Origin of the sequence: Pseudoalteromonas sp. SCSIO 43201, from assembly GCF_023716725.1 — a bacterium.
Classification (GTDB): domain Bacteria; phylum Pseudomonadota; class Gammaproteobacteria; order Enterobacterales; family Alteromonadaceae; genus Pseudoalteromonas; species Pseudoalteromonas peptidolytica.
Genome location: NZ_CP072683.1, coordinates 3,692,451 through 3,707,434, shown reverse-complemented (window position 1 = coordinate 3,707,434; position 14,984 = coordinate 3,692,451). Strand labels below are relative to the sequence as shown.

Annotated in this window: 10 protein-coding genes; 7 read left to right on the top strand and 3 right to left on the bottom strand. The window is 43.5% G+C overall.

Annotation, left to right across the window (positions count from 1 at the left end; genetic code table 11):
- Positions 1-54 precede the first annotated feature (54 nt).
- The 4 genes from J8Z24_RS16115 to J8Z24_RS16100 all read left to right on the top strand — a co-directional run bounded on the left by J8Z24_RS16115 (position 55) and on the right by J8Z24_RS16100 (position 5,853).
- Positions 55-1,404 (top strand): sigma-54-dependent transcriptional regulator, encoded by a 1,350-nt coding sequence (locus J8Z24_RS16115; protein WP_176033401.1) that lies wholly within the window; start codon positions 55-57, stop codon positions 1,402-1,404.
- Positions 1,382-2,653, top strand: a complete 1,272-nt coding sequence (locus tag J8Z24_RS16110; RefSeq protein WP_147388975.1) for a sensor histidine kinase — start codon at positions 1,382-1,384, stop codon at positions 2,651-2,653. Before J8Z24_RS16115 ends, J8Z24_RS16110 begins: the two co-directional genes overlap by 23 nt.
- 61 nt (positions 2,654-2,714) lie before the next feature.
- Positions 2,715-2,951 (top strand): hypothetical protein, encoded by a 237-nt coding sequence (locus tag J8Z24_RS16105; protein WP_125250737.1) that lies wholly within the window; start codon positions 2,715-2,717, stop codon positions 2,949-2,951.
- Between the two features lie 91 nt (positions 2,952-3,042).
- On the top strand, positions 3,043-5,853 hold the full coding sequence (locus J8Z24_RS16100) for a TolB family protein (RefSeq protein WP_252094991.1): 2,811 nt from the start codon (positions 3,043-3,045) through the stop codon (positions 5,851-5,853).
- Between the two features lie 78 nt (positions 5,854-5,931).
- Here J8Z24_RS16100 and J8Z24_RS16095 read toward each other — a convergent pair whose 3' ends face one another.
- Both J8Z24_RS16095 and J8Z24_RS16090 read right to left on the bottom strand, forming a co-directional pair.
- On the bottom strand, positions 5,932-7,743 hold the full coding sequence (locus J8Z24_RS16095; protein ID WP_252094990.1) for a PKD domain-containing protein: 1,812 nt from the start codon (positions 7,741-7,743) through the stop codon (positions 5,932-5,934).
- A gap of 386 nt (positions 7,744-8,129) precedes the next feature.
- The gene (locus J8Z24_RS16090; RefSeq protein WP_176033404.1) at positions 8,130-9,287 is read right to left on the bottom strand and encodes a tetratricopeptide repeat protein; all 1,158 of its coding nucleotides are present in this window, start codon (positions 9,285-9,287) and stop codon (positions 8,130-8,132) included.
- A 213-nt stretch (positions 9,288-9,500) separates the two neighbouring features.
- Between J8Z24_RS16090 and J8Z24_RS16085 the strand changes: the two genes are divergently transcribed.
- Positions 9,501-10,115, top strand: a complete 615-nt coding sequence (locus J8Z24_RS16085) for a PQ-loop repeat-containing protein (RefSeq protein ID WP_147388978.1) — start codon at positions 9,501-9,503, stop codon at positions 10,113-10,115.
- A 135-nt stretch (positions 10,116-10,250) separates the two neighbouring features.
- On the opposite strand, the gene J8Z24_RS16080 is transcribed toward J8Z24_RS16085, so the two are convergent.
- Entirely contained in the window at positions 10,251-12,755 is a 2,505-nt protein-coding gene (locus tag J8Z24_RS16080; RefSeq protein WP_252094989.1) for a zinc-dependent metalloprotease, read from the bottom strand.
- A 262-nt stretch (positions 12,756-13,017) separates the two neighbouring features.
- On the opposite strand from J8Z24_RS16080, the gene J8Z24_RS16075 reads away from it, so the two are divergent.
- Both J8Z24_RS16075 and J8Z24_RS16070 read left to right on the top strand, forming a co-directional pair.
- Positions 13,018-14,259: an efflux RND transporter periplasmic adaptor subunit gene (locus J8Z24_RS16075; RefSeq protein WP_252094988.1), complete on the top strand. Its 1,242-nt coding sequence runs from the start codon at positions 13,018-13,020 to the stop codon at positions 14,257-14,259.
- Positions 14,260-14,269: 10 nt separating this feature from the next.
- Entirely contained in the window at positions 14,270-14,974 is a 705-nt protein-coding gene (locus tag J8Z24_RS16070; RefSeq protein ID WP_125250832.1) for an ABC transporter ATP-binding protein, read from the top strand.
- The last annotated feature ends 10 nt before the right edge of the window (positions 14,975-14,984 follow it).

Here is a 14,984-nt window from a genome sequence, read left to right as displayed (position 1 = left end):
TCTTTGCGGAGTAACTTCGCTCCGCAAAAGCAATAAAAGAATAAAAACTCTGCTATGGAAAATCCGACCATCTTGGTTATTGACGACAACGCTGAAGTTCGTCTAAGTGCTGCATTTTTTTTGGAAGATCAGGGTTTTAATGTAATTGAAGCCGACACACCTGAGCTTGCTAAAACACTCATTACTAAACACAAGATTGCCCTTGCGCTGTTAGATATGAATTTTGCTCGCGATACCACCTCGGGAAATGAAGGTATTGCTTTTTTACAGTGGTTACAGTCACAGCACATTACGCTGCCGGTGATCTGCATTACCGGTTGGGGGAATGTGACCTTGGCTGTATCTGCAATGCAGCTTGGTGCGTGTGACTTCATCGAAAAACCATGGGATAACCAGCAATTACTACAAGCAATACAACAACAACTCACCATCACGGCAAAGCAAACGAATATCATGTCACAGGTGCCTACTACCTCAGAGTTCCAGTGGCAATCTAGCGTGATGCGCTCGCTGTATAAGCAGCTTGAAAAAGTTGCGAAAACACAGGCACGAGTATTATTGACAGGACCTAGCGGAACTGGAAAAAGCCATTTAGCTCACTGGTTACATCAACACTCTGAGCGAGCTCAAAAACCTTGGGTGGAGGTTAACATGGGCGCTGTACCTGCATCTTTGTTTGAGAGTGAAATGTTTGGTCACAGTAAAGGTGCCTTTACTGATGCAAAACAGCATCGGGTAGGGCGCTTTACGATGGCACAAGGTGGAACATTATTTCTTGATGAAATAGTGACGATCCCACTACCGTTGCAAGCCAAATTGTTACGCGTTTTAGAAAATGGCAGTTTTGAAGTCGTTGGAAGTAGTCAAACTCAACAAGCGGATTGCAGGCTCATTTGCGCAACTAATGCCAATCTTGAGCAGATGGTTAGCGCCGGTGAGTTTAGAGAAGACTTATTTTACCGTATTAATACCATAGTGATTGAGGTGCCACCACTGGCTGAACGACATGGGGATATCGTACCGTTGGCTGAATTTTTTATTGCCAAGTACAGCCAGCAATATGGTGAACCTGTAAGGCAATTAAGCGATGAAGCTAAGGCGGCATTGGTAGAACATACTTGGCCGGGTAATATTCGAGAATTGAGTCACGTGATAGAGCGGGCAGTGTTGATGGCTGAAGGTGGTTATATTGCGCTAAGCGATTGCCAATTACGGTTTAAACATGCGCCTTCAATCGTGCCGAGTGGTTCTGGACAGACTTTACAACAAGTCGAGCGCGATATGATAGAGCAAGCGATGCAGCGCGCTCAAGGAAACGTCGCCGTTGCGGCTAAAGCCTTAGGGTTAACTGCTTCTTCGCTTTATAGGCGGTTAGAAAAGTATGGCCTTAAAACTGCTAACTAGTGCCGAACAGCGGCTCAACTGGTATTGCACCGTATTAACCCTAAGTTGCTCGATACTTGTGCTGCTATTACTTATTCAGTCTCCATTACATATCGTATGGGTCGGGGTGATAGTATCGAGTGTCTTTATCTTGTTAAGCGCTTTACAACTGCGGGTGTTATCCCATTGTCGGCGTATTATCACACGTGCCAATTGGCAGCTAGAAGCCATAGCACAGAGCGACTTTACTCAAACAATGAAGCCCCACTATAAAACAGGTGTGGTTGCTGAGTTTGAGCAACGGCTGTTGGCACTAAGTACTCAGCTTCATACTCAAAAGCGTCGTTATCATAGCCAACAATTTATTATTTATCAGCTAATTGACAGCTTAAATACGCCCATTTTAATGTTTGATGATAACTTGAAATTGGCGTATGCCAATGGCGCTTTTTCGTCACTTTATCATCGTCCATGGCAAGAATGTAAAGGCGTAAATGTCACTCAATTTGGACTAATGCAGCAGGATGGGCATTGGCAGTTTCGAGATCCCACAAAACAGTCGCGATGGCAGCTACACAGCAGTGAATTTTTTCAAGAGGGTAAGCAGTTTTCTTTATTGGTGGCGTTAGATATTACCAAAGCTCTGCGTCAGCAAGAGCTGGCCGCATGGCAGCACCTGATCCGAGTTATCAGCCATGAAATCCATAATAGTTTGACACCGGTGAGCTCTTTAGCGCAAACGTTACTGGCTAAAGCACAGAATGATAGAGATAAACAGGCGCTGAGTGTGATCGGTCAGCGTTGCCAGCATCTACGGCAATTCGTTGGCCAATATGCAAAAGTCACACAAACGCCAGAGTTAACCCGAGAGCCGATCTCTGTGAAGATGTTGCTATCGTCGGTGGCAGCCTTGTTTGAGTCAACTGACATCGAAGTAAATTGTACTGTGAGTAGCTTACAACTAGATAAAGCGCTGATTGAGCAAGTATTGATTAACCTAGTCAAAAATGCCATTGAGGCATGCACAACAGAGGCACAATTAACGTTAAAAGCGTATTACCAGCAGCAACAGGCTGTTATTGAAGTGCTTGATAATGGTCCTGGTTTTGCTAATTTGGATAATATTCTTACACCATTTTATTCGACCAAAGCTGCTGGCCAAGGCATTGGATTGACTTTTAGCCGTAATATAGTGGAGCTACATGATGGACAACTGGTGTGTGAAAATACAGAGACAGGTGGACAAGTAAAAATGATCTTTTCTATTTGATAATAATTATCATTAGCATATAATAAATGTTGTCTTCGAAATCTCAGCAAGGAGCTTTTATATGCTATTCACCTACCTATTGGCTTGTGCATTTATGTTTGTCGCGAATAGTTACTCCAAGTCTTGTCAACCTCAAGGGCAAACCAAAGCGAAATGTGCGGTGCTGTTAAGCGCAACTTTGATTGCGGCTGCAAAGTGGCAAGCTGGGCTAAGTACGACAGTGATATTTTTTGTATTTGCTGTTTCTCTGGGTGTACTCAGCCTGTTTATAACGCTGGCACAGCCACAGCAACAATAACGAAACTTAACGACTAACAAGTATAAAAATCACACTTTTTCTCTCAATATCTTGATAAGCTAGTCATAATCTAAGCGTTTTAGGACAGGTTATGCGTGCTCTACTCGTCGTATTAGTCGCTGTGGCAAATTTTGGTGCACAGGCTCAATGGCTAACCATTAAAACTGATAATTTTAATGTCCACTATCCCCGCTCATTGCAACACTGGGCCTATTCAGCGGCAAATGAACTAGAAATTGTAAGAGAGAAAGTGCTAGCCCAGCAAGGGAGGGCATTGGATGAGCGCGCTGATGTGGTGATCTATGACCCTGATAATGCGGCAAATGGCTTTGCGTTACCTAGCACAGATAAACCAATGATGGCACTGCTGGCAACGCCTCCCCAATCCGATTCCTTTATCGCAAACAACACGAGCTGGCAACAGCTTTTGATTTTGCATGAATATATCCATTTGGTACACCTTTCTCAGCCGAGCCGCAACCTGTGGCGTCAGCATCTGCGTGATTGGCACGATATTACTGACTTGCTGGATGCAGTACTACCACGCTGGGTGAGTGAAGGGTATGCCACTTTGTTGGAGTCAAGACTAACGGGTCGTGGACGGCTGTACGACAACTACAGTGAGAGCGTTGTGCGCTACTATGCGCAGCAGGGGGCATTGCCGACTTATGGTGCGTTAAACAATGGTGATAAATCTTATCTTTCTAATTCTATGGCGTATTTAGTGGGTGTACGTTTTTTAGCATGGTTGGAAGATAATTATGGTGCGCAGACTCTCGATGCGGTATGGACAAGAGTGCAAGCGCTTGAGTCTCGTAATTTTGAAACTGCTTTTCGAGGCGCGTTTGGAAAATCTGCCAATCAGTTATATCGACGCTTTGTTGTTGAGTACAGTTATCAAGCTATGCAGCAAGAATTGGCACTGCCACCAACAGCAAGCCAGTTGTGGCAGACGTTTTCATTTGATGCCAGAGATATTGTGTTTTCGCCGGATCGAAGCCGGTTCTTAGTGGTAGAGCAAGACCATAACCGTCGAGTGACACTAGGGATTTATGAAGCTAAAGACAATGACGAAGCTGCTGAGCAATTCAACATGCGCAATCAAGCCATCTTGGCTGCTGATCCAGAAGACGTACCGGATATTAAACCGGAAGTCTTTCCAAAAAAGCGTCTTGCACAATTTAATTCTCATAACTTTGGTGGGATCTATCACCCACAATGGCTCAATGACAAGCACATTTATTTTGTCGCAAAAACACCAACTTCAGAGCATACCTTCGTCAATGATTTGTTCTTGTGGCAAAGTGATACAGGTGTATTAAAGCAGCTAACCCGTGGTACTGGTATTCGCCGTTTTAGTATTATTGATGCGAATACTATCATCGCTGAGGTATCGCGTCAGGGCTATTCTCAATTAATGAAAATAGCGCTGGATTCTGGCGAGCTGACTCCGATCACTACAGCAAAACTTGGTGATGTCTATGATTTCCCTGTATTAGTTGAAAGTAACTCGACATTAGCCTATTTGCGCGTGTCTCCAAATAAACGTTGGCAGCTGGTAGTTGAAGATCTTACAGGCAATTTAATTGATATTGTCTATCTACCAAAGCAGCACCAATATCTAACGGCATTACATTGGTCAGGCGATGAACATAAACTCTATTTCATCTCAGGGCTTGAAGGTCATATGAAAGTGATGCGTTATGATTTGTCGAGCCGCAAACTTGAAACCTTACCGAAAAACGCAAAGCCACTCAAGCAAGTATTGGTACACTCTCAAAAGGTATTTGTTAGTTATGCGGCTCCTGATGGCGTCAAATTGGCGCAAATTGTTTCACCGCGTTGGCAAGTCGTTCGGGTATCGGAGCCCGTCGATAATGCTGAGCGAAAAGCGCAGCATAAACATCAACTACCACCTGCGAAAATAGATCAAACAGCACACGAGGCCGTGGCGTATTCGGCATCTGAACAGTCTTACTCCATTGCTTTATCCGGTGCACTACACAGCGCTGCCTTTGACAGTGTTGGCGTGGCATTAAAAGGACAAGATGTGTTGAGGCAGCTTTCATGGCAGTTGGGGATTGAGAAAAGCATTAATAATGGAGCGTTATTGGGAGGGTTTGCTCAGCTTGAATACCATCAACATAATTGGAAAACAACGCTAGATGCGGGGTATCAAGATCTCGCACCGGATAAGCAATCCAATGCAATATTAGGAAAGGGGAATGAAGCTCGCTTTAAGCAATTTGCGCTCACATCTAGCTATCGTTTTGGTGACATACTCAATAATGTAACGCCTGAATTTGGTGTAATTCGGATACAACAGGGTGACACTGTTTGGAACGGCAGCCGCTATGGGGCAAACGGCAATTTGGTTTGGGATGCACAGCAACATGGTACTGCGCTGCATGTATCTGCTAGTCAATGGTTGGGAGAGCTAAATGGCTTTGATTACCAAGTAAACTTATTCGCAAAAGCGTGGCATATTCCTTTCTATGCTTCGGTTGATAGTCGTTATAGTAATAGTCTCCCTATTTCACTTGGCGGTGGTCAGTTGACAAGTACCTCAGTTAGTCACGGTTTGAACGCCATAAGTGAGCCAATGTTACCTTATTTGTTTGCCACAGGTAGTCGCTATTTGGGTTACGAATTTGCGACCTCATGGCAGCAAGGTAGACCTAAATTATTCTATAAGCAGCATCAAGTTGATAGTAGCGTTATTGGGCAAAGCTACGGGATAAAAATGCAATCATCATTATCAAAAACCGTGTTAGGCAGAGCCGCAAATTTTGCCCCTGCGGGTTTAACCGATCTGTATTTTAGTGCTGGTATTGGTCGCGTAGAAGGGCATAACATGGCAAATGAAAACCGAGTTTGGCTCGGAGTTTGGTACGAGTTGTAGTCAAAAAAGCGGGGGCAAACCCCGCTCTATGTGATTTACACTGCAATTTATACCAGTTTACAATTGTAACTAACGGTATTAGTTATGGTCTGCGACAATTTGTAATCCTGAGTATGCGTTGTAACCACGGATCATCACCCAATAACGACCAGCCCCTTCATTTAAATTGCAAGACTCATTGTTACCGTAGCGGTAAGGTCGACAAGTCCAATTGCTGGTAGTTGGCTCTTGACCTTTGAGGACATACAGGTCTGCATCACCTGTTCCGCCACTAATATTGAAGGTCACTGTATTTACCCCCGCCGGTGCATCATAGTAGAAAAACATCTCACTACCGCTGCTTCCCGACAAGTTGCTTTTTGCCACACCTTTGAAAAGCTTTTGCTCTTCACCTGGTAGGCTCACAGTTACTTGCTGACTAGTTGATGCCGTTGCACCAGTATTGTCCGTTATCGTGAGCTCAACATTGTAGCTACCCGAACCTGTAAAACTGTGTGATGCTTGCGCACCTAATGCAGTTGCACCGTCACTAAACTGCCAACTATATTGTGTGATGGCACCATCGGGTGAGCTGGAACTTGAACCATCGAAACTACACGAAAGGTCAGTACAGTTATAGGTAAACAAGGCGATTGGTGTGGGATCGGTTGTGCCATTATCCCCAACCGGGATCTGACCACCGAAGTGGCTAGAAACTTGCGGCCAGATCAGGCTAATTTTGGCACCTTTGTTAGTACAGCCACCTAAATGGTGCAGTGCGACAACATTGTTAGTTGCAGCTGCCAGTACTGGAGAGCCTGAAGAGCCACCAATAGTGTCACAATAATAGCCGATATCTGTGCCCGCTCCCCTACCATTGGCATTTGCTTGGTTCACAGAGCAAAGGCCGCTATTGTCTTGGTCTGACTCAATTGACAACTCTTTTGGATTGCCAGAACCGTGTTGTGGGATATAAATACGTTCGCCTTGAGATGGGTTGCGCACATCAAGCCCAAAGTAGCCAAACGGCTGTGCTTTGGCGAAATCATTAATGGTGAAAAGCGTATAGTCTAGGGTGTAATCTGTTTTTAGGAAGTCTTTACCCGTCACTTTAACGACCGTTTCACGTTGGCTTCCATTACAGCTTGTGTTTTGATAGTTAAACCAGACCTCAGTATTTGCCAGCTCTGATGCAGAGCCAACACAGTGATTATTGGTAAACATGCGGTTATCAGCCCCGACACGCCAACCCGTACATAAGCCACTACCATTCATTAATAGCCTAGCCACAGGACGTGAGCGCTCAAACTCCACTGGGTGTGACTGCGCCCAGCACTGTACATCTTTACGCTCCATGGCACCACAGGTAGATAGAGTAGTGACATCGGTTGCACTCTCAAGATAGTTTTGACCTTCAACACCATGATAGTAAAAATCGATCTCAGGGATTTTATCGGTTTTACCTGCACCTGGGATATACTCAACGATGACCTTATCAGCAGACACCGACATCGCTGAAAATTGTGTTATGCCATCATCAGATATCGTAGGGTCGATGGTGGCAGCACGAAGATTGTCTTGGCTGTAAGCGTAGTATTCGGCATTGTTTTCTGAACGCACAATGAGTTTGCCACCTTGTTCAAGGTTCAGGTTTTTAAAGTGTAGCTTGATATAACTGGCGCCAGGGTGGGAGACTGTCTGGACAATTGCAGCTGAAGCGTTAGCTATGCTGGGACTTTGCTGCGATACGAGTGGTAAATGTAGATCATACTTCTTACCAATAGTTGCTTTACTCACCTTACTGGTGTATTCCATCATTTGGTTTTCTGTTAATGGTGCCTGCGCCATTGCCTGCGCCATTGCCAGACCAGAGGCCAAACCCAATACGGCAGTAATCATTTGTCGTTGCATTGTTATTCCTTTTGAGTGTGATTAGCGTAGATTGCTTAGTGGGTGATTGGTCATTGCGAGCCATTTGGTCTTATACCAATTAGCCTTAATACTTGCTCTGTTTGAAGGAGTTAACTGCGTAAAAATTTCTAACTTAGAGCAACTAAGTAGCGAAATTTTTATCTTGCCGATAGCAGGACGCGGTAGCGGTGTTATCGACAAGAGTTTCTCGCCTCAAAATAGACTACGTAATTACGGTAACTGGTATAACCTACGTGCACTATAGCGCACAAATTTAGCGCGTTTTTTAAACACCCATACACCAAAGTAGAAACGACTGTGTGGATTGTAAAGTTTTTATTTACAAAATATACAAATAATTTACCTTGTGCATTGATAATATTGCTTTATTGCATCATCAGTTGCGTTAGCATGTTTTGTTTCGCGCTATAAAGTGTTTTTTTGTATGTTTCTCTGGACTTATTAATTGCCTGATCAAAATATACTAATGCCGCTTGAAGGTTACCTTCTAAATAAGCGATTTTACCCAGCTCAGCATGGATCTCAGGCAGGTAGTGGTAGTTTAATAGCAGTGGCTCAATGAGCTTTTTAGCCTTGCTATAGTTTTGCTTATCAATATAACTCGAAGCCAGAGTTAGTGTGTCAAAAGGAGAGGCAGGACTGCGCTCGAGTTGTGCCAAAATAGATTCTCTCAAGGCGGTTTGATCCGCAGGTATATAGTTTAAATAATTAAGAAGTAGGTTAGTGCTAGTAAGTTGCTGCTGTGCTGCGTAGGCGTAAATTTGTTTTGCACGTACTCTATCGCCTACGTGTTTGTGTAACAGCGCGGAAATGTTAATTGTTTCTGGATCATTGGGTGCATACTCAAGTGCTGCCATCAGTAGCGAGTAAGCTTTGTCATAGTCTGCTGCTAATAAAGCTGAAACAGCCAAGTTGGTATAAAACTTCGCAACCAGATCTGCATAGTTTGCATTGCCAGAAAACACACTGTCTTGATTGGGAAAATAGTCAATAATGGTACCCGAAGAAAAAAATATCATACTATCGTTTTCTTGCTCTCTTGGGGTGATCAATTTGGTTTTAAAATGGCTGGAGGTCAGGACAAAGCTTTTATTTTTTTGGTAAACAGGGTAGCTATCAACTTTAGCATAACTGGTTTTTATCCCTAAAACATTGGCATAAGCTTGAGATACAATTGCTAACGAAATACAGTTTCCTGAGCGTTGTGAGAGGGCATCTTTGGCGATAAATGTTGCGCCATCATAGCTAAAGTCACCAATCTTATTTTGTAAAAAGTTACCGAGTAACTCATCTATGGTGATGTCACTATTTTTGTGTTTTTCTACATATTGCCACAGTGCTTGCACTTCACTCTGCGGCAGTGAAAAGATAGCTTGCTCTGATACTACAGGTTGAGGAGTGAATAATGTGTGATTAAATAATGAGGCAACCGTCATACTTGGTTTATCAGCTGTAGAAGAAGTCGGTGTTGAGCTACACCCGAGCAGTCCAATCGCGGTAAGTACTACAAATAGCCATTTCATTGTGAGTTCCCTGTATTTATTTTTATACGCCTGTATTTTAACCTTGCCAACACACTCAATACTGATCTCGCCATCATTCTTGTATTTTAAAAGTTAGCTCTTAAAATGCGCGCCTTCAAAAAATAAAACCTTAAAAATCATTATTTTACTGTTTTTTAGTAAAGGTTTTACAGCACTTTAACTTAGCAACATTTTATACATTTGGAGTTTGCATTGAGCGAGTATTTACCGATCGTTTCCTCTTTCGTTTTGGTTTTAAGCTTTATTCCTTTGATTGGGAAAATCCGTAAAAATCGCAGTGCGTCAGGTGTATCGCTGTTGATGATGAGCTTTGGTGTTGCGCAAAGCACTTACTTTATTGCTTACAACGTCTTTTTTGAACGTTTCTTTATGGTGCTGCCTTTTGTGGTCACTGGATTACTAAGTGCTTTAATTTTATATTATTTTATTCGCTATAATGCAAGCACCAAACAGCGTAATCAACTTGCATTGTTACTGGGTGCATCGGCGTTGCCATTTACATTATTAATGATTACCAATTTGGCCGCATCGGTGGTATTTGAAGCGCTCACTTATCTTGGCCTGGTTATGAGCTCTATTCGTGTGATGCCACAAACATATAAAACGCTAAAAAGTGGTGATGTTTCTAATTTAAGTGCAAGGTATTTTTCTCTGCAATTCTTGGCTGGTGGAATAGGACTAGCGGCGGAGTTGAGCCTTGCTCATGTCAGCGTGGCACATGTGATGATGTTTGTGATGATCTTACTTACTAATGCGGCTCAGCTTGGCTGCATCCAATATTATCGCTCTCGCCCAGCATTGGCTTGAGCGATGTAATACCAGTTAGCGTTAAAATTGGCTGCTAGAAAGGCATTAATTATCCGAAGCTCAGGTTATTTAGAGCAACTAAATAGCAAAATAAGAGCGTAGCAATCGCCACGCTCATTTCGTTCTAAATCGCTATTACACTTCTAACGCTTTAGTGATTAAGCGATCAAGATACGCTTTGTGTGCTTTCGTCGCTTGATCAGCGCCCCATGAGGTGTCCTTGTCCAAAATAAGTTGCAACTGATACAGCGCAGCTGATTTTGCCAAATTGTCGTACTTACTCGCTTTCGTGAGACCTGCAACTTTAATAAGTCGATTTACATACTCAATTTGTAGGTTGCGGCTTAGTGTTGTTGCATGCTTGTCATCAACAAAAATAGCAGCACTAAGATCATTTAAAAACTCGTTAAGGCTATACTGGTTACCGTAGTAGGCAGAGTCACTGATACGCTGTAACACGTTTGCGTGGAGCACTTGATCAAGCACTGACTTTTGCATACCTAGTACCATTTTATGCACTTTTGGATCTTCGTTCTTACCGTAGTGATTAAAACCGCGACGCTGAGCCTGCATATAGTTGTATAATGGCTGCATGTTTTTTAGCACGTTAGGTGCAAACACCATGTCTTTTAACGCCGCCATTGCTGCTTTTTGACGCGCTTGTGGCACTGGCATGAATGGCTTAGTGTCATTCTCAGTACCAACTACTTGACGTTCAACATATACCCCACCAATTTGACGAGAGATAACTCGAGCTTGGCCGCTGTACTGGCTAAACAAGATGTTAGCTGAGGTTAATAGTTGCTGATGTGACTGGCCTGAGACTCTCGCTTTATCTTTTAGCTCAGTGAATAGTTGGTTGATCAGTGTCATACGATCTACACCATACGTCACTGGGTCTGATGATAGATCCCCAATCATGACTCGAGGGTCTATATGACGTCCAGGTGCACGCATATCGTCAGCATCATTACCAAAAGCGAGGGCATGTTCACCAGAGCGAGATAGAATCTTTTCAAGTCGTAGTTGTTCTTGCGCTTCATCTTGTAGTGCAGGGCTATAACCAAACTCTATCGCCCAATTATCATATGGACCTGGTTTCGTTTGGAAAATATCACCTTGTTTCATTCCCACAGGCGCGATGTTTGCTGGTGCATAGTCCATCACCGAGCCCGTTAACACCCCTTGTGTTTTTGATGCGTCATGGATCTCTTTTGGTCCCCACAAAATCGAAGACTTCATATTGTGATTGAGTCCTAAGGTGTGGCCAACTTCATGTAGGATCAGTTGCACTAGACCTTGACGTAACATTTCTTTACGCTCAATGTCTGCGCCTGTTGCTAGGCTGGCTGTCATTAATTGGCCTTGCATCTCATGTCCCAAAGAGCAGTGCAGGGCATGATGCTCGGGATCTGCGCTTTGGCTTGCTTGCCCCTGTGAGTACAGAGAATCGTAGATCCAGCGGTTACGCATGAATACATACTCTAACATGATGTCTGAACCAAGAATTTGACCTGTTAGTGGGTGTGCAGTAGCAGGTCCATAACCGCCAAATGGTGGGCGAGGAGAGGAAGTCCAGCGCAACACATTATAATTGATGTCTCCTGCATCCCAGTCAGCGTCATCAGGTTGTACTTTTACGACAATAGCATTTTTAAAACCAACTTTTTCAAACGCACTATTCCAAGCCAATACCCCTTCTCGAACAGTATCTCGCCACTCAAGTGGTGTGGTATTTTCTATCCACCATACAATCGGCTCTACTGGTTCTGAAAGCGCTGCATTTGGGTCTTTTTTCACGAGATCCCAACGTTTGATCACATCTTTGTAAGGCGTCCAATCTGGAGATGTTTGCACATCAAATTGATTGGTGAAATATCCGATTCGGGCATCATCGTAACGCGGTTGATAGTCATTCTCTGGCAATGCAACAAAACTGTGCTGAACTTTTAATGTCACAAAACGAGGGTCAGTAATGGCATTTGAGCCTCTGACTTTAGGCTCTGGGTTGCTAAATACATAGTCGACGACGATATCTAGATTATTACTGTAAGGACGGTGTTTTACGATCCGTGATTTCTTCGCATCTAGCTTTCCTAGTGCGAACCGTTTACTGGCATTTTTATCGTTAGCACGTTTCCACGGAGAAACTTTATGAAGAGACTCGCTTAAAAATAGCTTGTCAGCTTTAAATAAAATTTTATCGTCTTCTGCTTTTTCAATCTTAATGCTCGCCAATACTGCTTCACTGATATTCGCATCACTAGCATTAGCAATGGCTGAGTTATGATCAAAGACAAAACGAGGAGTTTTACTGATGATATCAATGCGATCAAAATGTCTTCTAAACTCAATCAGCTTAGTTTCGCGGTAACCACCACGGTAGTGACCGGCATCTGTGACGCCATCAACGGTATGTGCAAAATATAGAAATGGGGTATTGAGCTGAGACGCATTCAGCTGCATCAGGTATTCACCTGTTTTGTTGTCTTGATAAAGTGGAAATAACGCATCGATACTGGTTTTGTTTTCAATCAGCGAGGCGATGGTTTTCTCTTCTTCTTTTTTGTCTTTTTTAGCGAAGCTAGGCGCGCTGGCAAATGTCAGAGCGAGCGCAATACTCAATGCTGTTTTTCTCATGTTGTTAGACCAAAAATTATAAAAATTTGAGTGTACCTAAAACATTTTGTGATGTCAGAAACTCCAGTCCAAATGAATGTAACAAAAGATAAATCACCCTGTAATCAACACAACAAATCCGCTCCGATTCCGAAATAGGTGATACGATATCGGAGATTACACTAAACCTTGAGTTATAGTTTTGGTTTAAGCTTTTGATATGTATGGGTATTATTTTTTGGCACAGTTTTCGCTCCTAACAGATGGTCTGTAAGGAGGGAAAATGGATTTAGTTAAACCAGCAAAGCCTAAGAAAACCAAATTTTATGTCATCGCGAGCGTTGTGGTGAGCATCATCATGTGTCTTGTTGTGTGGCTGTTGCTTGACTCTAAACATCGCATAGCGCGCAGTGAGGTGCTTATTGCACAGGTGCAACAAGGGCCACTGAATTTATCGGTGGATAGCTTTGGGAAGTTACGTAGTGCGCAGCAGCACTTACTAAATGCACAAACTGCCGCCATTGTAAAAGCGCTCTACCATAAAGCTGGTGCGGTTGTGGAGGCGGGCGAAGCCATTGTTGAATTAACTAGTCCAGATCTTGATTTGCAAGTACAGCAAGCGATGCAAGCATTGCGTCAATCAAAGACAGGGTATGAGCAGCTAGCGCTCTCACAACAAAGAGAATTGCTCAATGAACAAACTCTGTTGACGCAAAAACAAGGAGCGTTAAAAACTTTGATACTACGTCACCGAGCGGAGCGAGACTTGGCCCAGCAGGGGATTATTTCGGCACTGACGTTTGCCCAAACACAAACCAGCTTGAGCACCTTAGAGCATGAGATCACCATGCTAGAAAAGCGTTCACAGCAACTGGAAGCGCTACATACTTCAGCGCTTGCGTTAGCGAATGAAGAAATTGCCATTCGTGAGCAGGAATTACAAAACCTATTGGACAAACAGAAGCAGCTTGTTATTCGAGCAAGTACTTCTGGCATGATAGAGCGGATGCCTTTGGCGCTAGGGCAGCGAGTCAATGTTGGTGATATGGTGGCGCTTATCGGGTCAAATCAATCGCTTGTCGCTGTGTTATCTGTCCCGCAATCGCAAGTACGCTGGATTGAAACAGGTCAAGTCGTCACGGTAAAAATGCAAAACGATAGGGTAAAGGGCAATGTTATTCGCATTGACCCTGTGGTGACAGATAACACAGTGGAAGTCGAAGTAAGTTTGCCCAATAATTTGCCAAAACAAGCGCGTGCGCAGCTGAGTATTTCAGCGAGCATTGCCATTAAGCACATCAAAGACGCAATTTATGTGCAGCGACCAGCTAATGCCAAAGACAATCAAACTCACACGCTGTTCAAGCTAAACGGTAAACACACCGCTCACCCAGTGCCAGTCCAATTTGGTACTTCAACAGGAAAATATATTGTTATAGATTCTGGCGTCTCAGCTGGAAGCGAACTTATCATTTCTGACCTAGCACACCTTGCTAGCTTAGGTGAAACGATCTCATTAAATTAGGAATATCATGATGATAGTGCTAAAAAATATAAATAAAGTATTCGAAACTGAAGAACTTCAAACACATGCACTGAGAAACATCTCACTGGTCGTTGACCAAGGTGATTTTATTTCGATTTCTGGCCCTTCTGGATGTGGCAAATCGACGCTACTTTCAATTATGGGGTTAATTGAGCGCGCAACCAGCGGAGTATATTCCATCGGCGGTCACGATGTGACGTCATTAACACTCGATCAGGCTGCTGAACTACGTAATGAGCATATTGGCTTTGTATTTCAGTCTTTTAATCTCATTGATGAAATATCGGTGTTCGACAATGTGGCATTGCCACTAAAGTATCGGAGCAAGAAACTCACTAAGTCAGAAATAAAACAAAGCGTTGAGTCTTGTTTGCAAAAAGTTGGCTTGTCACACCGAGCGCAGCATACCCCAAATCAGCTTTCAGGTGGCCAGCAACAACGTGTAGCGATAGCGCGTGCGCTGGTAACTGAGCCAACGATTTTACTTGTCGATGAACCCACAGGTAACTTGGACTCAAAAAGTGGCGACCAAGTGATGCAGTTAATTGCTGAGTTACACCAGCAGGGCACCACAATATGTATGGTGACTCACGATCCCCGTTATGCCGATATGGCCCCTAAGCAGGTGAAGTTGTTTGACGGTGAACTGTTAGGTACCGTCGCATCAACACAGCCCTTAGATCAGAGTGCCTAGCGAGGGTGAT

What these genes read in the sequence shown, in the direction of transcription:
- J8Z24_RS16080 (WP_252094989.1), bottom strand. Translation starts at nt 12,755, where the DNA reads ATGAGAAAAACAGCATTGAGTATTGCGCTCGCTCTGACATTTGCCAGC.
- J8Z24_RS16090 (WP_176033404.1), bottom strand. Translation starts at nt 9,287, where the DNA reads ATGAAATGGCTATTTGTAGTACTTACCGCGATTGGACTGCTCGGGTGT.
- J8Z24_RS16110 (WP_147388975.1), top strand. Translation starts at nt 1,382, where the DNA reads ATGGCCTTAAAACTGCTAACTAGTGCCGAACAGCGGCTCAACTGGTAT.
- J8Z24_RS16070 (WP_125250832.1), top strand. Translation starts at nt 14,270, where the DNA reads ATGATAGTGCTAAAAAATATAAATAAAGTATTCGAAACTGAAGAACTT.
- J8Z24_RS16100 (WP_252094991.1), top strand. Translation starts at nt 3,043, where the DNA reads ATGCGTGCTCTACTCGTCGTATTAGTCGCTGTGGCAAATTTTGGTGCA.
- J8Z24_RS16075 (WP_252094988.1), top strand. Translation starts at nt 13,018, where the DNA reads ATGGATTTAGTTAAACCAGCAAAGCCTAAGAAAACCAAATTTTATGTC.
- J8Z24_RS16095 (WP_252094990.1), bottom strand. Translation starts at nt 7,743, where the DNA reads ATGCAACGACAAATGATTACTGCCGTATTGGGTTTGGCCTCTGGTCTG.
- J8Z24_RS16115 (WP_176033401.1), top strand. Translation starts at nt 55, where the DNA reads ATGGAAAATCCGACCATCTTGGTTATTGACGACAACGCTGAAGTTCGT.
- J8Z24_RS16105 (WP_125250737.1), top strand. Translation starts at nt 2,715, where the DNA reads ATGCTATTCACCTACCTATTGGCTTGTGCATTTATGTTTGTCGCGAAT.